The sequence below is a fragment of the Psychrilyobacter atlanticus DSM 19335 genome, from assembly GCF_000426625.1.
GTDB lineage: Bacteria > Fusobacteriota > Fusobacteriia > Fusobacteriales > Fusobacteriaceae > Psychrilyobacter > Psychrilyobacter atlanticus.
On record NZ_KE384548.1, the window covers coordinates 348,779 to 370,820 of the forward strand.

21 protein-coding genes and 1 riboswitch are annotated in these 22,042 nt (G+C 32.9%); of the genes, 16 read left to right on the forward strand and 5 right to left on the reverse strand.

All coding sequences use genetic code 11. The features are described 5' to 3' along the window. Positions 1 to 2: 2 nt before the first annotated feature. The 3 genes from hutI (at position 3) to K337_RS0113445 (ending at position 3,094) form a co-directional block, all read left to right on the forward strand. Entirely contained in the window at positions 3 to 1,265 is a 1,263-nt protein-coding gene (hutI, locus tag K337_RS0113435) for an imidazolonepropionase (RefSeq protein WP_028857056.1), read from the forward strand. A gap of 137 nt (positions 1,266 to 1,402) precedes the next feature. After that, positions 1,403 to 2,047: a cyclodeaminase/cyclohydrolase family protein gene (locus K337_RS0113440; RefSeq protein WP_028857057.1), complete on the forward strand. Its 645-nt coding sequence runs from the start codon at positions 1,403 to 1,405 to the stop codon at positions 2,045 to 2,047. Between the two features lie 15 nt (positions 2,048 to 2,062). Beyond that, a complete protein-coding gene (locus K337_RS0113445) occupies positions 2,063 to 3,094 on the forward strand; it encodes a M42 family metallopeptidase (RefSeq protein ID WP_028857058.1) in 1,032 nt (343 codons plus the stop codon). A gap of 95 nt (positions 3,095 to 3,189) precedes the next feature. On the opposite strand, the gene K337_RS0113450 is transcribed toward K337_RS0113445, so the two are convergent. From K337_RS0113450 to K337_RS0113470, 5 genes are all read right to left on the reverse strand, one after another. Further along, on the reverse strand, positions 3,190 to 4,053 hold the full coding sequence (locus K337_RS0113450) for an ATP-binding protein (protein WP_051251789.1): 864 nt from the start codon (positions 4,051 to 4,053) through the stop codon (positions 3,190 to 3,192). Beyond that, complete coding sequence (locus K337_RS0113455; protein ID WP_028857060.1) at positions 4,050 to 4,895, reverse strand: ATP-binding protein; 846 nt, start codon at positions 4,893 to 4,895, stop codon at positions 4,050 to 4,052. The genes K337_RS0113450 and K337_RS0113455 overlap by 4 nt, the downstream gene beginning before the upstream one ends. After that, the gene (locus K337_RS0113460) at positions 4,892 to 5,251 is read right to left on the reverse strand and encodes a NifB/NifX family molybdenum-iron cluster-binding protein (RefSeq protein WP_028857061.1); all 360 of its coding nucleotides are present in this window, start codon (positions 5,249 to 5,251) and stop codon (positions 4,892 to 4,894) included. Before K337_RS0113460 ends, K337_RS0113455 begins: the two co-directional genes overlap by 4 nt. 109 nt (positions 5,252 to 5,360) lie before the next feature. Next, positions 5,361 to 5,726 (reverse strand): NifB/NifX family molybdenum-iron cluster-binding protein, encoded by a 366-nt coding sequence (locus tag K337_RS0113465; protein WP_028857062.1) that lies wholly within the window; start codon positions 5,724 to 5,726, stop codon positions 5,361 to 5,363. A gap of 32 nt (positions 5,727 to 5,758) precedes the next feature. Beyond that, positions 5,759 to 6,037, reverse strand: a complete 279-nt coding sequence (locus K337_RS0113470; RefSeq protein ID WP_245584901.1) for a DUF134 domain-containing protein — start codon at positions 6,035 to 6,037, stop codon at positions 5,759 to 5,761. Positions 6,038 to 6,195: 158 nt separating this feature from the next. Between K337_RS0113470 and K337_RS0113475 the strand changes: the two genes are divergently transcribed. The 13 genes from K337_RS0113475 to K337_RS0113540 all read left to right on the forward strand — a co-directional run bounded on the left by K337_RS0113475 (position 6,196) and on the right by K337_RS0113540 (position 22,036). Further along, a complete protein-coding gene (locus K337_RS0113475; RefSeq protein ID WP_028857064.1) occupies positions 6,196 to 8,130 on the forward strand; it encodes a fructose-bisphosphatase class III in 1,935 nt (644 codons plus the stop codon). Between the two features lie 150 nt (positions 8,131 to 8,280). Then, complete coding sequence (locus K337_RS0113485) at positions 8,281 to 8,901, forward strand: CBS domain-containing protein (protein WP_028857065.1); 621 nt, start codon at positions 8,281 to 8,283, stop codon at positions 8,899 to 8,901. A 63-nt stretch (positions 8,902 to 8,964) separates the two neighbouring features. Further along, positions 8,965 to 9,696 (forward strand): pyruvate, phosphate dikinase/phosphoenolpyruvate synthase regulator, encoded by a 732-nt coding sequence (gene ppsR / locus K337_RS0113490; RefSeq protein ID WP_051251790.1) that lies wholly within the window; start codon positions 8,965 to 8,967, stop codon positions 9,694 to 9,696. Between the two features lie 20 nt (positions 9,697 to 9,716). Then, the gene (gene ppdK, locus K337_RS0113495) at positions 9,717 to 12,302 is read left to right on the forward strand and encodes a pyruvate, phosphate dikinase (RefSeq protein WP_028857067.1); all 2,586 of its coding nucleotides are present in this window, start codon (positions 9,717 to 9,719) and stop codon (positions 12,300 to 12,302) included. Between the two features lie 49 nt (positions 12,303 to 12,351). Further along, a riboswitch (TPP riboswitch) is annotated at positions 12,352 to 12,454 on the forward strand. Between the two features lie 217 nt (positions 12,455 to 12,671). Beyond that, positions 12,672 to 13,511, forward strand: coding sequence for a hydroxyethylthiazole kinase (gene thiM, locus K337_RS0113500; RefSeq protein ID WP_028857068.1), 840 nt, complete (start codon positions 12,672 to 12,674; stop codon positions 13,509 to 13,511). Beyond that, positions 13,498 to 14,964, forward strand: coding sequence for a bifunctional hydroxymethylpyrimidine kinase/phosphomethylpyrimidine kinase (gene thiD, locus K337_RS19640; RefSeq protein ID WP_028857069.1), 1,467 nt, complete (start codon positions 13,498 to 13,500; stop codon positions 14,962 to 14,964). Before thiM ends, thiD begins: the two co-directional genes overlap by 14 nt. Continuing rightward, on the forward strand, positions 14,964 to 15,659 hold the full coding sequence (tenA, locus tag K337_RS0113510) for a thiaminase II (protein WP_051251791.1): 696 nt from the start codon (positions 14,964 to 14,966) through the stop codon (positions 15,657 to 15,659). The genes thiD and tenA overlap by 1 nt, the downstream gene beginning before the upstream one ends. A gap of 72 nt (positions 15,660 to 15,731) precedes the next feature. After that, positions 15,732 to 16,295, forward strand: a complete 564-nt coding sequence (locus tag K337_RS0113515) for an ECF transporter S component (RefSeq protein ID WP_037029936.1) — start codon at positions 15,732 to 15,734, stop codon at positions 16,293 to 16,295. Continuing rightward, positions 16,288 to 17,817 (forward strand): ABC transporter ATP-binding protein, encoded by a 1,530-nt coding sequence (locus tag K337_RS0113520; protein WP_028857072.1) that lies wholly within the window; start codon positions 16,288 to 16,290, stop codon positions 17,815 to 17,817. The genes K337_RS0113515 and K337_RS0113520 overlap by 8 nt, the downstream gene beginning before the upstream one ends. After that, positions 17,802 to 18,524, forward strand: a complete 723-nt coding sequence (locus K337_RS0113525; protein WP_028857073.1) for an energy-coupling factor transporter transmembrane component T family protein — start codon at positions 17,802 to 17,804, stop codon at positions 18,522 to 18,524. The genes K337_RS0113520 and K337_RS0113525 overlap by 16 nt, the downstream gene beginning before the upstream one ends. Positions 18,525 to 18,771: 247 nt before the next feature. Next, positions 18,772 to 19,923, forward strand: a complete 1,152-nt coding sequence (locus tag K337_RS0113530; protein WP_028857074.1) for a hypothetical protein — start codon at positions 18,772 to 18,774, stop codon at positions 19,921 to 19,923. Between the two features lie 64 nt (positions 19,924 to 19,987). Next, positions 19,988 to 21,097 carry a carbohydrate kinase gene (locus K337_RS0113535; RefSeq protein ID WP_028857075.1) on the forward strand — a complete coding sequence of 370 codons (1,110 nt, stop codon included), beginning with the start codon at positions 19,988 to 19,990 and terminating at the stop codon, positions 21,095 to 21,097. A gap of 15 nt (positions 21,098 to 21,112) precedes the next feature. Beyond that, positions 21,113 to 22,036: a pseudouridine-5'-phosphate glycosidase gene (locus K337_RS0113540; RefSeq protein ID WP_211226111.1), complete on the forward strand. Its 924-nt coding sequence runs from the start codon at positions 21,113 to 21,115 to the stop codon at positions 22,034 to 22,036. The last annotated feature ends 6 nt before the right edge of the window (positions 22,037 to 22,042 follow it).

The following is a 22,042-nucleotide window of genomic DNA, read 5'->3' on the forward strand; positions in this document are numbered from 1 at the left end:
AGATGTATGCGGAGTTAATTGTAAAGAATATAGGAAATTTAATTACCCTGGGTGAGGGCAAAAAAGCCAGAGCCGGAAAAGAAATGGGTGAAGTTGAGATAATAAAAGATGGTTATATAGTTATTAAGGATGGAAAATTTTTAGAGACAGGGACAGGAGAAGTAGATAAAAAATATATTGGGGAATCGACATTGATAAAGGATGCCATGGGACTGACCGTAACTCCTGGTTTGATAGACCCGCACACACACCTGGTTCATGGGGGTAGTCGTGAAAATGAATTTTCTAAAAAATTAGAAGGGGTTCCCTATATGGATATCTTAAATGCCGGAGGGGGAATTTTGAGTACGGTAAATTCCACAAGGCAGGCCAGTTTTGAAGAATTATATGAAAAAGCTAAAAAAAGTTTGGATATTATGTTATCTTTTGGTGTAACCACTGTAGAAGCTAAGAGCGGGTACGGGCTGGATATTGAAACTGAATTAAAACAATTAGAAGTTGTAAAAAAATTAAATGAAGACCATCCTATAGATTTGGTATCAACATATTTAGGGGCTCATGCTTTACCACCTGAATATAAAGGGAAGAGGGAAGAATTTATTAGTGAAATAATAGGAGCTCTACCTATGATCAAAGAAAAGGAATTGGCTGAATTTTGTGATGTTTTCTGTGAAGAAGGAGTTTTTTCAATAGAGGAAACCAGGAAGATATTAAATGCTGCTAAGGACCTTGGATTTAAAGTAAAGATCCATGCAGATGAAATTGTAACCTTAGGGGGAGCAGAATTATCGGCAGAGTTAGGAGCGTTTTCTGCAGATCATCTTATGGCTGCCAGTGAAAAAGGGATGGAGGACATGGCTGAAGCTGGAGTGATAGCTGATATCCTGCCTGCAACTTCATTTAATTTAAATAAAGATTATGCACATGCTCGTCAGATGATAGAAAAAGGTGTAGCAGTAGCTCTGTCTACAGATTATAATCCTGGAAGTTCTCCTACAGAGAATTTACAGCTGGCTATGCAGCTGGGATCATTAAAATTAAAAATGACTCCTAAAGAGGTTATTACTGCAGTTACTGTCAACTCTGCTCATTCGGTGGACAGGGGAAAAGAAATTGGAAGTATTACCAAAGGAAAGAGAGCAGATTTTGTAATTTTTGACACGCCAAATTTAGAGTATATAATGTATCACTTTGGAATAAACCACACTAAGGATGTGTATAAAAATGGAATTCAGGTAGTGGCAGATGGTAAGGTAATATATTAGGTATAAAATAGTCCATAAGTTATACAGGTAAAATACGGAGAAAAGATAAAATACAATTAAGGAATCTGAATGGATTTCAAATGTAACTATACATAAAAAAATTATCAATTTCGCCGTAGGCGATAGGGGGGATAAATATGAGTTATTTAAATATAGAATTAGGAGACTTTATAGATGTGGTGGATTCAGATGCGCCAGCACCTGGAGGAGGAAGTGTAGCAGCCTTATCTTCATCATTGGGGATAGCACTGTCTCGTATGATGGCATCATTGGTTATAGATAAGAAAAAATATAGAGAATTTGATGATATGATCAAAGAGGAGTTTTTAACAAAACATAGAAGACTTCTAAAAATAAGAAAAAGAGTAGAAATATTAATAGATGAGGATACTAAATCTTTTAATGACCTTATGGGAGCATTTAAACTGCCGAAGGATACCGATGAAAATAAAGCAATCAGAAGTGAGGAGATTCAAAAAGCTACTTTAAAAGCTACGGAAGTTCCCTATGAGATAGCTAAAACATCTTTAGAAGCTATGGAATTACTTCCGTTTTTCTCTGAATACGGAAATCTTAACGCGATAACTGACCTGGGAGTAGGAGCTATGCTTTTGGAAACAGGGATCAGAGGAGCTATACTCAACGTAAAGATAAACCTGGGATCTTTAAAAGATCAAGCTAAAGTAGAAAGGTTTAAGAGAAACTATGAAAGGATAGAAGAAGAATCTATAATTTTAAAAGAAGCAATTATGGATTTTGTAAATGAAAAAATTAAGTTATAAAAAAGGAGAGAGTAGATGAAGTATATTACAAATTATATGGTAGAAAAATTAGTGGAAATATTAAATATCCCCAGCCCTAGTGGTGACACTGAAAAGGCAATAGCAGTATGCAGAGATGAATTTAAAAGATTAGGAGTAAAAACTGAGATAACTCCCAAAGGAGCATTAAAAGCAACTCTTCCTGGGAAAAAAGAGGAGAGTAGAATAATTGCAGCCCATATCGATACCTTAGGTGGGATGGTAAGGGAGATAACATCTAATGGTTTTTTAAAGTTAACTCAGATCGGTGGATATTCTTGGAATTCTGTAGATGGAGAATATTGTACTATATCTACTATGAATGGTGAAGAGATCAGAGGAACGATCTTGTTTGAAAAATCATCTGTACATAACTATGGAGATGCTCCTAAATCAGATAAAAGAACAGAAGATAATATGGTAGTAAGATTGGACGAACTGGTAGAAAATGCAGAAGATATAAAAAAATTGGGAATTAATGTAGGAGATTTTGTATATTTAGATCCAAGGGTAGAGGTTACTCAGTCTGGATTTGTTAAGAGTCGTCATTTGGATAATAAAGCAGGAGTAGCAATTATATTAGGAGTTTGTAAATATCTTATGGAAACTGAGATAGTTCCAGAGTATACATTGGAGTTCTTTATATCTAACTACGAGGAAGTTGGTCATGGTGCGGCAGGAATTGCAACATCATTAACTCAGGAAATATTGGCTATAGATATGGCATCTCCAGGGATAGGTCAGACTTCAAAAGAAAATAAGGTGACTATTTGTGCTAAGGATTCTTCAGGGCCATATGATTTGGAGATGAAAAAACGTCTGGTTAATTTATGCTGTGAAGAAGAGATTGATTATGTTATAGATATTTATAAATACTATGGATCAGATGCTAGTGCACTTTTACGTGGAGGAGCACAAATTAAACATGCTCTTATTGGACCTGGAGTAGACTCATCTCATTCATATGAAAGAACCCATGTAGATGGACTTTTAAATACAGCTAAATTAGTAATCGAATATTGTAAATAAAAACAACGTAACACTTGATGTAACGTCACGTTATTTTCTTGGATGAATAAAAAACATAAATTTTCGTATTGTCGAAAATTTATGTTTTTTTCTTTTTAAACTAAACTTAAACTATCTACAAAATTAAAAAAACCTATATCTCTAAAGAAATCTTTTTCCCCTACAGAAGGAATAGTTTTACTTACAATAGATCTTACTATTTTTTTAGTAAATGGGATTTTTAATCCTACTACAATATTATTTTCTAAGCAATATTTTTCTATCATTTCGCTGTGATGAAGAGATAGGTCAAATTTATTAATAACTACCTGGACCTTGAGGTTAAATTTTTTAGTTAATTCATAGATTCTTTTGAGATCATGAAGTCCTGAAAAAGTAGATTCAGTAACTATTATAACCTGGCTGGCTCCTGTAATAGAACTAATAACATTGCAGGCGATACCGGGGGAACCGTCTACTATAATATTTTTTTTATTATTTAAAACTGCCGATGCCTTGGCTTTTTTTCTGACTTCAGCAACTAATTTTCCGGAAGTTTCTTCCCCGGGGATGAGTTTTGCATGAACAAAATTTTCAAAAGTTGTCTCTGATTCATAGAGCTCACCTACTACTGCGTCTTTCATTGAAATTGCATCCTGGGGGCATATAAATTCACAAACGCCACAACCTTCACATTTAGATTGATTTAATATAATCCCTTTTGAGATAGCAGAAAATTTACAGTGTGTTTGGCATAGCCCGCAGTGGGTGCATCTATCGCTATCTATAATTGCTTTTTTTAATCCTATAAACTTACTGGTAGATTTTATTTGAGGATCGAGTAAAATATTTAGATCTGGAGCATCGACATCACAGTCGGCGATAATCAAATCATCTAAATATGGAATTAGGGAAGCCGCTAAAGTTGTTTTTCCAGTGCCACCTTTACCGGAGATAATTATAATTTCATTTATACTCATAATGACCTCCTTTCTTCTATAATATTTTTATAGATATCAGTGAATAAGTTTTTGTACTCAGGCAGGGAAATACTGAATATTTTTCCATGGGCATAGAGTTCGGCTATCCTTTTATCAAAGGGGATCTCTCCTAAAATTTCTATATTTTCATCCCTGCAGTAATGATAGATCTCCTCATCTCCTAATCCCGCTTTATTTATAATCAGTCCAAAAGGTATTTTCATTTGACGAAGCATCTCTACAACCATCTTCATATCACTGACTCCGAAAGGTGTCGGTTCAGAGACGATTACAGCATAATCTGCATCTTCCACTGCTGCCACTGTGGCACATGAAGTCCCAGGAGGGGAGTCGATAAAAATTATATTTTCATCTGAATCGGTAGATTGTTTTAATTGATCTATAATTTTTACCCCTGACATCTCACCTATGTTCAATAGTCCATAGTGAAGTTCTGTATCATATTTTGATCTGCCGCTAAAAATTTGTCCAATCTCACGTTTTTTATACGTGATAGCGCCATTTGGACACACTAATTTACACCCACCACAGTCATGACAACTTTCGCTGAAGACAATCACTTGATTTTTGGCAGGAATTATAGCATGGTAGTTACAAAATTCTCCACATCTGCCACAGAGGTTGCAGAGGTTTTCGTCGATAGAGGGATAGAGTGTATATACCGGTTTAAAAGCTGGTTTCTTCATATCCATAAAAATATGTAAATTTGGTTCCTCCACATCAGAATCTATACTTATAGAGTTTTTTATATTTACAGCGAAGTTAGAAGTGACAGTAGTTTTACCAGTTCCCCCTTTTCCGCTTAATACAGCTATTTTCATAGTCTAGTCAATCCTTTTATTTTTACTATTTCTTTTAATTTACCGGCTTTATATGCTTCTAAAATCTCTCCTACAATTTTATAATCCCCTTGGGAAATGGTTTTTATTTCAAAAGCTTCCATAGCTTTTTCAGCTTTAGGACCTAAGTGGGGAACCACAGCGACATCTACCTTATATTTTGAAAGTAATCTTACCGCTTCTCCCCCTGCACCGCTGGGATCGTTTTTAGCTGTATTTTCAATGGTTTCAACTATATCTGTATCCAAATCTATAATAGTGAAGTTTTCTGATCTGCCAAATCTTTCATCGACCAAACTGTCTAATCCTGCTTTTTTTGAACATATAGATATTCTCATATTGCCTCCTTTTATTTTTAACAATCAATAAGCAAAATATTTGTTTATCAAAATTTAAATTTTTAGGATAAGCCGAAATAAATTCGGCTTATTATAATTAATTTTATTTTTAATGATTACAATCATGATCTCCGTGATGATGACTGCAAGCAGATCCAGTAGATGCCAGCTGACCATCTAAAAATGTATTTAGATTTTCTGTGATACTTCCAGTAGCTCCTAATATAACGTCTATCTCTTGTACTTTGAATAGGTTTATGGCCATGGCTCCCATTCCGCCAGTGATAATAGTAGTGATCTTCTGTTCCCCTAAAAATCTTGGCAGTACACCAGGTTCATGGGGTGGCGGTGTAAGAAATTCTTCCGATATTACTTTCCCATCCTTTGTATTCAATATTTTAAATTCGCTGCAGTGTCCGAAGTGTTCCTCAACGTTTAATCTGTCATTTGTAGGAAACGCAATTTTCAATTCCATAATTTTCTTCCTCCTTGTATTTTAGCTTATAGTTAATGTTTGTTTTTTATAACTATAGCTTTTTCATTCAAAAAGCTGTCGACAATTTTTTTTCTTCCAGAATTTAATAGTCTTTGGATTGTTCCACGGGAGATCCCCATCAATACACTGGCTTCGATTTGACTCAAACCTTCATAGTCACAAATTCTAATGGCTTCAAATTCATCAGCCTCAATATTGTTTGTTGTAATCTCTTTCATGGTAATACCTCTTGGCTTATATACAATTTCATTTTCTAAAAATCGGCAACACCTTTTCTTTTTACCTCTCATAATCCCCTCCATTTTTGTGCATATGCACATTTAAACTTTAATATATTTTAAAAGATTTGTCAATGGCTTTTATTTAAGTTGCATTTTGGATATAAAGTGAGTAAACTATATTTAAAGAGAATTAGTGCACATAAATAATAAATTAGGGCAGGTGTAAAATGGAAAGAAAGTACTATGAATTATTATCGAATAGATATAAAAATATAGGTGAAGTCACTAGTGAAATTATAAATTTAGAAGCTATACTGAACCTTCCTAAGGGGACAGAACACTATCTGACAGACCTTCATGGAGAATACCACGCTTTCAGGCATTTGGTGAAGACGGCCTCGGGAAGTTTGAAAATAAAGGTAGATGAACTTTTTGGAGATATACTTTCCTTGGAGGAAAAACATAATTTTTCTAAATTAATTTTTTATCCTGAAAAGATATTGGAAGGATTAAAATTGAATGAATATGAAAAAGCTCATTGGTACAGGGTATCTATAAAAAGGATTATATCTATATTTCGATTAGTGTCGTCTAAATATACCAGATCCAAAGTAAGGAAAGCATTACCCGATGAATATGCCTATATATTGGAGGAGTTTTTGACACTGAACAGCAAGGACTTTAATAAAGAGGAATATTACTCTCAGATCATATCTACAGTAATAGAGTTGGAGATAGCAGATGATTTTATAATAAAAACTGTTAATCTGATCCAGCAGCTGTCGGTAGATAAACTGCATATTTTAGGAGATATATATGATAGGGGAGCAGATCCCCATAAGATTATGGATAATCTAATAGGGCATCATGACTGCGATATTCAATGGGGGAACCACGATATATTATGGGTAGGAGCATCCAAGGGTCATCTTGCCTGCGTGGCCAACGTTCTCAGAATATCTCTTCGATATAGTAATTTAAAAACTTTGGAGGAGGGATATGGGATAAACTTACTCCCTCTAGGCAGGTTTGCTATGGAAACTTATGGGGGGGATCCGTGTAAAGAGTTTTTACCTATAGCCAATAGTGATGAATTGTTTAATGAGAAGGAACAGTATGTAAGGGGACAGATGCATAAAGCTATAGCTATTATTCAGTTTAAATTAGAGGCTAAAGTTATTAAAAAAAGACCGGAATTTAATATGGAAAATAGGATGCTTTTAGATAAAATAGACCAGACTAAGGGAACAATTACATTAAATGGAAAGGAATATAAATTAACCAGTAATAATTTTCCTACAATAGACCCGAAAGATCCCTATAAATTAACAGAGAGGGAGGAAGAGGTAATAAAGAAGATAGCTAAATATTTTAAAAAGAGCGACAAGCTGCAAAAACATATCCATTTTTTCTTTTCCAATGGAAATATATATTTAAAATATAACAATCAGCTGATGTTTCATGGTTGTATTCCAATGGATTCAGAAGGAACTTATAAATGTTTTAATATAGAAGGGGAGGAATACTGCGGTAAGGAGCTCATGGATAAATTTGAAAAGTTAGCTCGTAAAGCTTACTTTAAGGGAAGTGAAAAAGATTTAGACTGGTTCTGGTATATGTGGACAGGAGAATATTCACCTCTTTTTGGGAAAGAGGAGATGAAAACTTTTGAAAGGTATTTTATCAAAGAGAAGGAAACTCATAAAGAGAAGAAGAACCCATACTATACATTGAGAGAAGATGAAGGAATAATATTAAAACTTATGGACCATTTTGGAGTTTTAAAAGAAAATGGTCATGTTATAAATGGTCATACACCTGTGCTGGCTAAAAATGGAGAACTGCCTATAAGGGCAGGTAAAAAATTGTTAGTGATTGACGGTGGGTTATCCAAAGCCTATCAATCGAGTACCGGGACTGCAGGATATACTTTAATCTATAATTCTTATGGACTCAGATTAGCTTCTCATAAACCATTTAAAAATATTGAAAAAGCCATTGAAGATAGTCATGAGATAATATCAGTAATACAATTAGTGGATAAGGCAGAGAGAAAAAAAGTTAAAGATACGGAAACAGGAGAGCTTCTCATAAAGAGTTTGAAGGAGTTAAGGGTTCTTTTGAAGATGTATAGAAACGGAAGTTTGATAGGAAGATATTAATGTACACTTATAGTTGGAAAAAAATGACAAAAAAAGGTCAAAAATTAATAAAAAAGGTTGACTTTTACCCGACAAAAGATTATTATATGATCAAAGATAGGTTGATAAAATAATTACAAGGTATTTGTGAACACTAAAAAAGGAGAATTTATGAATTTATCTGAAAGACAATATAGAATAATAGAAATTATTAGAATGAATGGTTCGATTACAGGAGAAAAAATAGCAAAGGTTTTAGGAGTTACAAGATCAGCTCTGAGAACGGACTTTTCTTTTTTAATAAAATCAGAGATTATAAAATCTAAAACTAAGGTAGGATACAGTTTGAATCCTCAAAAGCCTAAAAAAATAGATAGTTCTTCATTGAAAGATATAAATGTAACAGAATTTATAGGAGAAGCTTTGATCCTCTCGGAGAAAAATTCTATCCATGATGGAATAGTAGAAATTTTTACAAGAGATTCAGGGACAATCTATATAACCAATGGAGATTTACTTTCTGGTGTGGTTTCTAGAAAAGATCTACTTAAAGCAGCTATAGGAGGGATGGATCTTTCGTCTCTGCCAATCAGCTTGATAATGAGCAGAATGCCGAATATACACTTTTGTACTACAGATGCTACATTGTTTGAAGCTGCTGAAATAATTGTAAAAAAAGAGGTAGATTCCCTGCCGATAGTTGAGTATTCTAAAGAATTAAATGGATATAAAATTGTAGGGAAGATTTCGAAAACGGATCTAAGTAAGGTTTTGTTTGAGACTTTATTATAGTTGACGTAGGTAGCAGGAGGGATTTCTATTATTGATATATATTTTATTAAAGATGACGCTATAGTGGACTCAGAAGTTATCTTAAAAGTAATTAAAGATGAATTGAATCGGGAAGATTTTAAACTAATACAGATAACCCAGAAAGAATTTGAAAAATTAGAAGTTATAAATTCTCAAAATTTAGTTTTTTACAGTTTAAAAGATAAAAAACAGCTTCGAAAACTAGAAAAGTTTTGTATAGAAAAAGACATAACATATTTTGATACTTTTAAAATTTTAAAATATGGATTTAAAAAATTATTTAAAAAATCTAAAGCAAATTCATTTAAGAAGATGGATGAAAAGTATTTTAAACGTATTGAGGCTATGGAATTTGCAGTAAAGTATGACGATGGAAAGATAAGCCGGGGAATATTAGAAGCGGATCTTCTGATTGTGGGTTTATCCAGGACATCTAAAACACCCCTGTCAATCTATTTAGCCAATAAAAGTGGATTAAAGATAATAAATATACCATTGGTTCCAGAAGTACCTATTCCAAAAGAGATCTTTGAGGCAACTCAGGTAATTGGGTTGACCATATCTATAGATAAGTTAAACAAGATAAGAGAAGAAAGGTTAAAAACAATGAAAGCAGAGGAGAGAGCATCTAGTTATGCATCCTTCGGAAGAATATTGGAAGAATTGGATTATTCAGACAGTATAATGAAAAAATTACGGTGTCCAGTAATAGATGTATCACAAAAAGCCATTGAAGAAACGGCAGAGATCATCTTAAAATTAATAAAAGCATAATACTCAAGGAGGATTAACTCATGAAAAAATTTATTTATTCCTTTAACGACGGTGGAAAGGAAATGAAGTCTTTATTAGGAGGAAAAGGTGCAAACCTTTCTGAAATGACTAAATTAGGATTACCAATTCCACAAGGATTTGTTATAACGACAGAAGCTTGTATGAAATACTATGAAGAGCAAAAAAAAGTATGGAAGGGCTTAAAGAAAGATATAGAGCAAAACTTAAAGAACTTAGAGGCCGTGACAGATAAAAAATTTGGAGGAGATAATCCACTTTTTGTTTCAGTAAGATCTGGTGCTGCCATATCTATGCCTGGAATGATGGATACAATCTTAAACTTAGGTTTAAATGACAAAACATATAAGTTACTTGCAACGCAAACAGGAAATGAAGAGTTTGCATTTAATAGTTATAAAAGATTTATACAAATGTTTTCGGAGGTAGTATATGGAATTGAAAAGTACAAGTATGATTTACTTGAAAAAGAACTTGAGAAGAATGGAACTAAAAAAGAAACTTATATTAAAGAATATAAAAAACTCTTCAAATCAGAAGTAAACTTTAAGTTTCCAGAAGATCCAATGGACCAACTGTTAGCAGCAATCGAAGCAGTATTTAGCTCTTGGAACAATCCTAGAGCTATCTACTACCGTAATTTAAATAATATCCCACATGATATTGGAACAGGAGTTACAGTTCAATCTATGGTATTTGGTAATATGGGAGATACTTCAGGTACAGGAGTAGTATTTACTAGAAATCCATCTTGTGGTGAAAATAAATTGTTTGGTGAATTTTTAATCGATGCTCAAGGGGAAGATGTAGTAGCAGGAATAAGAACTCCAAAAAAGATAGAAGAATTAGAAAATGTAATGCCTGAAACTTATAAAGAGTTAATAGATCTATGTGGCCTTTTAGAAGATCACTATAAAGATATGCAGGATATAGAATTTACTATTGAAAATCATAAATTATACATCCTTCAGACAAGAAATGGTAAGAGAACTGCAAATGCGGCTATAAAAGTAGCTACAGATTTAGTTAATGAAGGTATAATAACTAAGGAAAAAGCTATAATGATGATAGAACCTGAGATGATCTCACAGTTACTACATCCAACATTTTCAGAAGAAGAGTTATCAAATTCAGAAGTTTTAGTGACTGGATTAGCTGCATCACCAGGTGCTGCAACAGGAAAAGTATACTTTAGTTCAGAAAAAATAAAGGAAAATAATGGCGGAATCTTAGTAAGATTAGAAACTTCACCAGAAGATATTGAAGGAATGAATATAGCAGATGGAATATTAACTGTTCGTGGAGGGATGACTTCCCATGCAGCAGTAGTTGCCCGTGGAATGGGTAGATGCTGTATCTGTGGATGTGGATCACTTGACTTAGATGAAGAAAGAAGAGAATTTAAAGTAGGAAATATCACGGTCTCTGAGGGAGAATGTATATCATTAAATGGAAGTACAGGAAATGTATACTTAGGTGAGCTTAATAAAAGTGACTCTGGATTAACAGATGAATTTAAGATGATCCTGGATTGGTCTAGTGAAATTGGAGCAATGAAGGTTTTGGCAAATGCTGATACACCTTTAGATGCCAAAGTTGCTTATGACTTTGGAGCAAATGGAATAGGTCTTTGTAGAACTGAACATATGTTTTTCGAGGAAAAAAAGATAAATCATGTTAGAGAGATGATCTTAGCTGAAAATAGTCACGAAAGAAAGATAGCTTTAGAGAGTATTTTACCTCTTCAAAGACTTGATTTTAAAGGAATATTTGAAGCAATGAAAGGGAATTCTGTAACAGTAAGATTGATCGATCCTCCACTACATGAGTTCTTACCAAGAGAGATAGAAGAGAAATTAAAGTTAACAGAATCTATGGGAATTACCATGGAAGAGATAGATAATAGAATGTTAAAGTTAGAAGAATTAAACCCTATGCTGGGTCATCGTGGGTGTAGATTAGGAATAACTTACCCTGAGATCTATGAGATGCAGTCTAGAGCAATCATTGAAGCTGCGATAGAAGTTAAAAAATCTGGAATCGAAGTGAAACCTGAAATAATGATTCCATTAGTAGGAAAAGTAGAAGAACTTGGATACTTGAGAGATAGATTAGTATTAATAGTAGATGAAGTAATTGAAAACTCAGATATAGATATGGAATATAAAATAGGAACGATGATAGAAGTTCCTAGAGCTTGTGTTACAGCTGATGAGATTGCAGAAAAAGCAGACTTCTTTAGTTTTGGAACGAATGACCTGACTCAGATAACTTTTGGATATTCAAGAGATGATGCAGGAAAGTTTATCTCTGACTACAGAGAAAAAAATATCTTAGATGCAGATCCATTTGAAACTATAGATATAAAGGGTGTAGGAAAATTGATGGAGATGGCAGCAACTTTAGGTAGAGCAGCAAAGAAAGGTCTTAAGATAGGTGTTTGTGGAGAACATGGAGGAGATCCAAAAAGTATTGAATTTTTCCACTCAATCGGTTTAGCTTATGTAAGTTGTTCACCATATAGAATACCTATTGCTAAATTAGCAGTAGCGCAGAACACTATAAGAGGAAGAAATTATTCTTTTTAAAAGATAAAAATGAAATTTATTTGTCATTTAGATATATTTATGATAGATTATAGAAAAGCAAGGGAGCTGTAACGGCTGAGAGGAGACAAGATAGTCTCGACCTTTAACCTGATCTAGGTAATTCTAGCGTAGGAAGTGATAAAATAATATTTTATTGTTAAAGATGCCTTTGTTTAAGGCATCTTTTTTTTGTAGTTTGGGAAATTATACCCGCAAGAGCATCACAAAAATGCTAGTAGTTCACTTTGTAAACATAGAATTTTGCGATAAGGTTTATGGAGTAAATAAAAAATAATAAAGATCTAGATTATGCCTGTTTGGATGCAACATCATGTTGCTTTTTGTTTTATAAAGAGATTTGGAGGAAAAATGGAAGGAATTATACAGATGAAAGATGAATTGAAAAAAGTAAAGGAAAATATAGAGAAGAACAGACCCCTAGTACATAATATTACAAACTATGTAACGGTAAATGATTGTGCTAATATTCAATTAGCTTTTGATGGAAGTCCCATCATGGCAGACAGTATTTTAGAGGTAGAAGAGGTTGTATCAGTATGCAGCTCCCTGGTAATAAATATAGGAACGATAAATGAAAGGACTATAGAATCAATGATAAGAGCGGGAGAAATGGCTAATATTAAAGAAATACCAGTAATTTTAGATCCTGTAGGTTATGGGTTTACTAAGTTAAGAACTGATGGGGTAGATGAGATATTATCCAAGGTTAAGGTATCGGTAATTAAGGGGAATATCAGTGAGATTAAGGGATTGCTAAAGGGAAATAATGATATTAACGGAGTGGATGTGAGCACTGCAGATAAAGAGTTAACTAAGGAAGGTATCTTTGAAATAGCTAAAAAAGTATCAAAAGTACATAATTGTGTTGTTGCTGTAACATCAAAAGTTGATGTGGTAACAGATGGTAAAAGAGTTGTTTATCTGTCCAATGGGAATCATATAATGTCTGATATTACAGGAACAGGTTGTATGATTAGTGCATTATTAGGAGTGAGCCTTGGAGGGAATAAAGAAAATATATTTATGGGAACAACCTATGGAGTTGGAATGATGGGTGTTTGTGGAGAAATAGCTGCAAACTCTTTAGAAAAAAGGGAACTGAGTAGATTAAAAAATAATATATTGGATAAGGTTGGTTCTATAAAATTTGAAGAATTTATGGAAGTGTTGAATTATGAATACAACTAGAATAAAGAAGAGAGATCTTCTTCTCTATGGTGTTATTTCTAAAGGGGGTCTATCTTGGGAAGAATATTTTCAAAAGATTGAACAATCTATAGATGCTGGAGTAACAATAATTCAATTGAGGGAAAAAAATATGGATACCGATAGTTTTATTAAATTGGGAAAAAAAGTAAAAAAAATAACAGATAAAAAGGGCATCAAGTTAATTATCAACGATAATATAGGTGTGTGTAAGGAGATAGATTGTGAAGGGGTGCATATAGGTCAGGGAGATATCTCACCGACAGAGGCTAGAAAGATTTTGGGTGAAGATAAAATCATAGGTTTATCGATTCAAACAAGGGAACATCTAGATAAAAGTATAGACAGCGATATTGATTATTATGGGGTAGGAGCGGTGTTTGCAACTACAACAAAACTCGATGCAGACAATGTTTCGTATTCTGATTTAAAGGCATTATCTTTAGGTTCTAAAATTCCTATGGTGGCTATAGGAGGGATAAATAGATCAAATATATTAAAATTAGAAGGTACAGGAATAGCAGGGGTAGCGGTTGTATCAGCTATATATGGGGCAGAAGACACATACAAAGAGTCGAAGATACTCTTTAATTTAGCAAAAAAAACTTTTTTTAAAGGTGGAGGGAAAGAGATGAATACAGTATTAACTATAGCAGGAAGTGACTCTAGTGGAGGAGCTGGAATACAAGCAGATTTAAAAACTTTTACAATGCATAATACATTTGGAATGAGTGTAATAACAGCAATTACAGCACAAAATACAACTGGGGTAAGATCTATTCAAAATATAAATAAAGAAATAATAGAGGATCAAATAGATGCAGTATTTGAAGATATATATCCCATGGCAGTAAAGATAGGGATGGTATCTAACACAGAGATAATAAAAATAATTTCAAAAAAATTGAGAAACTATGATGCAAAAAACATAGTTTTAGATACAGTAATGGTATCAACAAGTGGTCATACTTTGTTAGAAAAAGAAGCTAGGGAAACTCTTGTAGATGAATTATTGCCACTGGCTTCTATCATCACTCCTAATCTGCCGGAAGCAGAGATATTATGTGGGTTTGAGATAACTAATGAAGATGAGATGAAAAAAGCATGTCAAAAGATATCTAGTTATTATAAAGGCTATATCCTAATTAAAGGAGGGCACCTTGAAACCAGTAAAAAAGCAATTGATATACTTTACAAAGATGGCAAATATGAGATTTTTGAAAATGATTTTATAGATAATAAAAATACTCATGGGACAGGATGTACACTTTCTAGTGCTATTGCCGCTAACTTAGCTTTAGGAGGTAGTGTAGAAGAATCAGTGAAAAAAGCAAAAAATTACGTATACAGTGCAATTTCAAGTAAGATAGATCTTGGAAATGGGAAAGGACCAATTGATCATATGTATAAATTTAATTTAGGAGGGAAAAATTAATGTCAGTATCTAATATAGAACAAGAAAAAACATTACTAGAAGAACTAAAAGATGCGTGTAAGGATGTATGGCATGAGTATACCCATCCGGAATTTATAGATCAGCTTCAAGATGGAACATTGGATATAGAAAAATTCAGATATTATTTAAAACAAGATTACCTGTATTTATTACACTATGTAAGGTGTTTTGCATTGATGGCGTTTAAAGGGGAAAGCTTAGAAGAGATACAGTTTGCTCTAGAGGGTACACTATGGATAACAGAGGGAGAACTAGAACTGCATAGTCAGTATAAAGAGTGGGGGATAGAGAAACATGAATTAGAAAGTTCTGAAGAATCTATAGAGTGTATTGCTTATACGAGATATATGAAAGATGTTGGGGCGAGTGGTGACTACCTGGATCTAATGATTGCTATTGCTTCTTGTTATATTGGATATGGAGAAATAGGACAAAGGTTGCTGGCAGATGAAAAAACAGTGTTGGAAGGAAATCCATATAAAGAGTGGATCCATATGTATGGAGGAGAAGGTTATCAGTCTTCTACGGTTGAGTTTGTAGAAAAATTAAATAGTTACGGTAATGGTATAAGTCATAAAAAATTAGAAAAATTAAAAATTATATTTAGGGAAGTAACAAGATTAGAGGTAGCTTTTTGGGATATGGGGATGAGAGGAGATAAAAAGATAAAATAGGGAAAGATAAAGTTAAAGAAATTATTATTAAAAGGTTGGGAGGGGAGTAAAATAATAAAGAATAAGCTAAATATGAGAGAGATAGTAGTTATGGCGGTGCTATCGATGGCATATGCAGTTATTTATATTGGTGGTGTAGGAGCTTGGGGAATATTTAATGCAATATTTGGGCCTATTGGAACAGATATAGTATACGGTATCTGGTTTATGTCAGCAGTAACAAGTATGTATATAATTAGAAAACCAGGGTGTGCATTCCTTGGTGAGATGATGGCGGCGATGTCAGAGGTTTTACTAGGAACACCAGTAGGAGTAACGATGTTAATAGGAGCAGCAATTCAAGGGGCCTCTAGTGAATTAGCATTTACGATAACAGGTTACAAGAAATACAATACGTTTGTTTTAATTTTAGCAGGGATATTTCCCAGTTTAGGAACATTTTTATACTCATATATTATGTATGGATTTTCTCATTTACCGGTAAAAATGGTTGTTATGATGTTAATAATTAGAGTGATTTCTGGTGGTTTGATAGGAGGATATGGCGGTAAGATGGTAGCTGATACTCTAGCATCAACAGGTAGTCTAAACACATTTTCACTGGGAAGAGAAAGGAGGATAAAAATAAATGGCTAGGGTAGAATTAATAAATTTTAGTTTGAAATATTATGGACATAAGAAGGAAACACTTTCAAATATCAATTTAAGTTTTGATACTAATGAAAAAATACTCCTGCTATCACCTAGTGGATATGGAAAGAGCAGCCTTTTACTTTGTCTTCTTGGGATTATTCAAAGAAATAATCTAGGAGAAGTAAAGGGAAAGATTAGAATTGATGGCACAGATATAGAAGAGATGTCTCCTATAGAGATAGCCAAGAATTTTGGAATAGTTTTTCAAGATCCAGAGAATCAATTTTGTACAATGTATCCTGAAGATGAGATAGCTTTTTCATTGGAGAATTTTTGTACTCCTTCAGAGAAAATAGGGGAAAAAATAGATAAAGTATTAGAGCAAGTAAAAATGAAAGATAAAAAAAGAGAGATGTTATCTAATCTTTCAGGAGGAGAGCAGCAAAAAGTTGCCATAGGTTCTTCATTAGCAGTAGAAAGTAAAATGTTGCTGTTAGATGAACCTACAGCAAATTTAGATACCTTAGGAAGGTGTGAAATAAATGAATTAATAACATCTCTTGATATTGGGTACCTCCTTGTAGAGCATAATTTTGAAGAATGGTTAGATAGAATAACAAGGGCAATTGTTATAGATAAAAATGGGACTATAAGAGTTGATAGTAGTGGAAAAGATTTTTTAGATAAAAATAGTGATATTTTAATAGAACTTGGCTTATCTAAAAATACAGAAGAGGATAAAAGTATCTGTAATAAGATGTCTTCGAATAAAAGTGATAAACTTTTAGAAATAAAAAAATTAAATTTTAAATATGCAGAAAAAACCATATTAAATGATCTTTCCTTTGATGTAAATTCAGGTGAAATTGTAGCACTATTAGGAAAAAATGGAGCTGGAAAGACTACTTTATCTAAAATTTTAGGTGGAATGGAATCGAGATTTAATGGTGAAGTATCTTACAGGGGTAAAAATATTAAAAAAATGTCAAAAGAAAAACTATATAGTGAACTAACTTATGTTTTTCAAAATCCTGAACACCAATTTATAAAAGATTCTGTAAGAGATGAGATAGAACTCTTTAAGGAAATTCATGGAGAAGAGATCTGTGTAGATACTATTTTAGACAAGTATAATTTAGAGGGGGTAAAAAATGAAAATCCATTTACTCTCTCTGGAGGCCAAAAAAGAAGGCTTTCAGTGGCGATAATGTTATCAAAAAAGCATAATGTATTAATCTTAGATGAACCAACTTTTGGATTGGATTATTATAATACTAGAGAATTGATGATACAAATAAAAGGTCTAGCTAAAAAAGGTATGGGAATAATTATAATTACCCATAATATGGAGATAGTAAAGGAATATGCAATGAAAGCACTGGTTTTAAAAGAGGGAGAAAATTCATACTTTGGATCAGTAAAAGAGTTGTTTGAAAATAGAGAATTTTTAGAAAAAGCAAAAATCATAGGAAAAAATACAAAACTTTGGAACGATGAGGAAGTGAAAAGATGTTTAGAGAGATAAATCCAATAATAAAATTAGGGTGTAACCTACTAGGGGTAATCTTGTCTTTTCTAGTATTTACAGTAGAGGGGCTTTTTCTCATCTTAGGATTTACGTTCATAATAGCTTTGATTGAAAAGAATCTAACTAAAAAAAGTCTATTAAAAATATCTCCATTATTGTTGTTTGGAGTTGGAATATTTATAACTAATTTATTGTGGGGAAGTGGGAATTTTAATGACAGTTTTTCATATGGGAATTTTATCTTAGGTCTAAAACTCTTTTTAAGAGTAGCTATAATTGGAACATTAGCAATGAGTTTTTTATTTAATATAGACCCAAATAGGATGTTGATGAGTCTTATGCAGAATTTAAGGCTGAATCCAGGGCTAGCTTATGGTATTATGGTAGCTTTCAGGTTCTTTCCAATGATGGAAAATGATATGAATATGATAAAAAATGCAAGGGATATTAGGCTTGGAGGAAGAAAAAAAACTTTTAAAGAGAAGATTACCCTTCCGATACCTCTTCTTGCTACAAATATTAGGAGAGCAGAAAGGGTTGCTATTGCCATGGAAGGGAGAGGATTTGACAGATTTAATAAAAGAACACATTATAAAAGTATACCTTTAAAATTTATTGATTTTATCTATCTTATGGTAATATCGGGGATATTTATCCTAGTATATTTTTACGGACGTGGAGAGGGAAATTGGTTAGGGTATTAAAGATATCGTATATATTAAGAGAAAAGAGTTAATAAAAAAATGATTTCTACATAAAATAGAAATCATTTTTTATTTATGTGTAACATCATGTTGCCTTTTTTATTATCTAGGAAATTATAAAATTTGCAGAATAAATAATAGATTATAAAATCGAGATTGTGCTTATTTGGATGCAACGTCACGTTGCTTTTTATGAATAAAGAGAATATTTTGGTATACTATAAAAAAGAGTAATTAGGAGGTAGTAATGAAAAAGAGTAAGTTAGTATTTATATTGTTGTTAGGCTTGATCCTTATGGGGTGTAGTAATGCGGAGGAGAGGATAAATAATAAAGCGATCTCCGAGATTGATAGGGGAAATTATATAAAAGCGTCTTATTTATTAAATGATGCTATAAAGATAAACCCTAATTATCTTGACGGGATGGTAAATTATAGAAATGTTTATCCAAGGGCACTGGACCAGGCGGTTGAAAAGATAGGTGAGTATCAAAAAGTATCCGATTATAAATTAGAGGCTTATGCCTATGAAGATCTACTAAAATTAAAAAATAATTATTATTACGCAGATGATCTTGTTCATCAAAAATTAGGACTGAGTTTAGAGATCCCAACAATTGAGGAACTGTATAAATTGAAGAGTACAATGGGCGAAATATACTATAGTGCGGGAAATGAGCTGGAAGAAAGGAAGTTAAACAGGGGAGAAAAAAGAGAAAAGTATTTTCTCTATGAAAGAGGTGTCGAGTTATCGCCGAAGTATAAAGATATTGTAGATCGTCGTGAAAAAGCTTATAAAGAAGCTTTAGTTAAAGCCATGATGGAATTTTCTAAAAATACTCCTAGCCTGTATAGAAATAACCTAGAAAGTCAGGTGAAGGGAAATATTGCTAAGGGTAAAAAAAGAGATCTTATAAGGATAACTTCTCTTGATCAGAAAAAATTTAGAGATGCATGGGAAAATAATAAAGTTGATCATATGATAAATACAGGGATAAAAATAAACTTAAATTATATAACCTCAACTCCGGAATCTATAAAAAAATCTATAACGCCATTAACCTGGTCGGAGCAATATGTGGCTAATACTAAAAATGGTCCCGTAGTAAAAAATATTAAAAAAACATATTTTAAACATGATTTTTATAAATCGGCAGGTGTAAAAGTGAGTTTTACATATACTATGAAAGATATTTCTACCGGTGAAATCATAGGATCAGGAACTTTTGACGGAGTAGGAGAGGATAGTTATAGATGGTCTACCTTTTCAGGGAATCTTCCCAAAAGTCAGGGAAGGGGAACCTATGTAAGAAAATTAAAATCTAAAAAAGAATTGACAGAGATGGCATTGTCAGATGCAGTATCTAAGATGTCACAAGATATATCAGATAAAATATAGTTGACAAAACAATAGATGTGTATTAAACTAATATTAAGAAATAAACATTAATTAAGGAGTGATCATGACTAATAGGGAAAGGGAAGTTTTAAAATTAATTGAAAGCAACCCCATGATCTCCCAAGAGGAGATAGCAAATAACCTTGGAATAACAAGGTCTTCTGTAGCAGTTCATATAAGCAACCTTATGAAAAAAGGTGTGATTATGGGGAAGGGATATGTTTTATCTAAGGAAGAATCTTACATTTGTGTAGTTGGGGGATCAAATATTGATATCCAGGGATATCCTAAAGATTCACTTATTCTAGGAGATTCCAATCCAGGAAGTGTAAAAACATCTTTAGGTGGTGTAGGGAGAAATATTGCAGAAAATCTTACAAGGTTAGGGGTAAAAACTAAATTTTTGAGTGTTGTAGGAGATGATGAGAATGGGAAAAAAATTCTCACTCACGCTAAATCAATAGATCTTCATATGGAAAATACCTTGGTGGTTAAGGGAGAAAGTACTTCTACCTACCTCTGTGTATTGGATGAAAAAAGAGATATGAATGTAGCTATATCTTATATGGATATCTTAAAAAATATGGATATAGACTATATAAAAAAGAATGACTATATCATTAAAAATTCAAAATTTTGTATTATAGATGCCAACCTTCCAGAAATTTTAGAATATCTGGTAACTACCTATGATGTGCCATTTATTTTAGATACGGTATCTGCAAGTAAAGCTAAAAAAATAAAGGATTTGGTGGGATATTTTCACACTATAAAACCAAATAAGATGGAAGCTGAAGTTCTATCTGGAATAGCTATAAATAGTGAAGCAGATCTTAAAAAAGCAGGTCAGTACTTTGTAGATAAAGGAGTAAAGAATGTCTTTATTACCTTAGGGGCAGAGGGAGTATACTATAAAACTCCAAATATTGAGGGGATTGTAGTTCCACCTACAATGGAGATGGTAGGAGCCACAGGAGCAGGAGATGCTTTTGTAGCAGGATTAACTTATGGGTTGTTTAATAATAAAGATATAGAAGAAGAAATAAGGTTTGCTATTGGAGCATCAATCTTGGCGATATCTTCTGAAGAGACGATAAATCCAAATATAACATCTAGTTTGGTAAAAAAAACAATAGAAAAATTAAATTTTGAAAATAATAAAATAATTTTATAATAAAAGGAGTATATTATGTTAATTTATGAAAAGTATGTAGACATCAGCACTGAAGTTATGGAAGCGTTAGATAATGGTAAACCTGTAGTAGCACTAGAATCAACTATTATTTCCCATGGAATGCCTTATCCTATGAATGTGGAGACTGCAATTAAAGTTGAAGATATAATCAGAGAGGGTGGAGCTGTTCCGGCAACCATTGCAATCTTAAATGGTAGATTAAAAGTAGGATTAACAAAGGAAGAGATAGACTATCTTGGAAAAGCTGGAGAAAAAGTTATTAAAACCAGTAGAAGAGATATTCCATTTATTATTGCAAAACAATTGGATGGTGCAACGACTGTAGCTTCGACAATGATAATCGCTAATATAGCAGGAATTAAAGTGTTCGCTACCGGTGGTATTGGAGGAGTGCACAGGGGAGCAGAGACAAGTTTTGATATATCTGCCGATTTAGAAGAGTTAGGAAGAACAGATGTGGCTGTAGTTTGTGCAGGAGCAAAATCTATATTAGATATAAACTTAACTTTAGAATATTTAGAGACAAAGGGAGTTCCTGTAGTAGGGTACCAAACAGATGAATTACCTGCTTTTTACACTAGAAAAAGTGGATTTAAGGTAGATTATAATATTCAAACGCCTAGTGAATTAGCACTTGCTTTAAAAGCTAAATGGGATCTACACCTAAATGGAGGGTTTGTAATAGCTAATCCAATTCCTGAAAAATATGAGATGGATTTTGATGTGATTACTAATGCTATTAACAAAGCTGTAGAAGAAGCTGAAAGATTAGGAATAAAAGGGAAAGAAAGTACGCCATTTTTATTAGCTAAGGTAAAAGAGTTAACTGGTGGAGATTCACTTGAATCAAACATTGAGTTAGTTTACAACAATGCAAAATTAGCTGCAAAATTAGCTGTAGAATACTCAAAATTGTAGTAAAAA

Coding starts and splice junctions, on each gene's coding strand:
- K337_RS0113445 (WP_028857058.1), top strand. CDS start 2,063: ATGAAGTATATTACAAATTATATGGTAGAAAAATTAGTGGAAATATTA.
- K337_RS0113470 (WP_245584901.1), bottom strand. CDS start 6,037: ATGAGAGGTAAAAAGAAAAGGTGTTGCCGATTTTTAGAAAATGAAATT.
- K337_RS0113465 (WP_028857062.1), bottom strand. CDS start 5,726: ATGGAATTGAAAATTGCGTTTCCTACAAATGACAGATTAAACGTTGAG.
- K337_RS0113455 (WP_028857060.1), bottom strand. CDS start 4,895: ATGAAAATAGCTGTATTAAGCGGAAAAGGGGGAACTGGTAAAACTACT.
- K337_RS0113475 (WP_028857064.1), top strand. CDS start 6,196: ATGGAAAGAAAGTACTATGAATTATTATCGAATAGATATAAAAATATA.
- hutI (WP_028857056.1), top strand. CDS start 3: ATGTATGCGGAGTTAATTGTAAAGAATATAGGAAATTTAATTACCCTG.
- K337_RS0113525 (WP_028857073.1), top strand. CDS start 17,802: ATGTTTAGAGAGATAAATCCAATAATAAAATTAGGGTGTAACCTACTA.
- K337_RS0113520 (WP_028857072.1), top strand. CDS start 16,288: ATGGCTAGGGTAGAATTAATAAATTTTAGTTTGAAATATTATGGACAT.
- K337_RS0113460 (WP_028857061.1), bottom strand. CDS start 5,251: ATGAGAATATCTATATGTTCAAAAAAAGCAGGATTAGACAGTTTGGTC.
- K337_RS0113530 (WP_028857074.1), top strand. CDS start 18,772: ATGAAAAAGAGTAAGTTAGTATTTATATTGTTGTTAGGCTTGATCCTT.
- K337_RS0113485 (WP_028857065.1), top strand. CDS start 8,281: ATGAATTTATCTGAAAGACAATATAGAATAATAGAAATTATTAGAATG.
- K337_RS0113440 (WP_028857057.1), top strand. CDS start 1,403: ATGAGTTATTTAAATATAGAATTAGGAGACTTTATAGATGTGGTGGAT.
- K337_RS0113515 (WP_037029936.1), top strand. CDS start 15,732: ATGAGAGAGATAGTAGTTATGGCGGTGCTATCGATGGCATATGCAGTT.
- thiM (WP_028857068.1), top strand. CDS start 12,672: ATGGAAGGAATTATACAGATGAAAGATGAATTGAAAAAAGTAAAGGAA.
- tenA (WP_051251791.1), top strand. CDS start 14,964: ATGTCAGTATCTAATATAGAACAAGAAAAAACATTACTAGAAGAACTA.
- ppdK (WP_028857067.1), top strand. CDS start 9,717: ATGAAAAAATTTATTTATTCCTTTAACGACGGTGGAAAGGAAATGAAG.
- thiD (WP_028857069.1), top strand. CDS start 13,498: ATGAATACAACTAGAATAAAGAAGAGAGATCTTCTTCTCTATGGTGTT.
- K337_RS0113535 (WP_028857075.1), top strand. CDS start 19,988: ATGACTAATAGGGAAAGGGAAGTTTTAAAATTAATTGAAAGCAACCCC.
- K337_RS0113540 (WP_211226111.1), top strand. CDS start 21,113: ATGTTAATTTATGAAAAGTATGTAGACATCAGCACTGAAGTTATGGAA.
- K337_RS0113450 (WP_051251789.1), bottom strand. CDS start 4,053: ATGAGTATAAATGAAATTATAATTATCTCCGGTAAAGGTGGCACTGGA.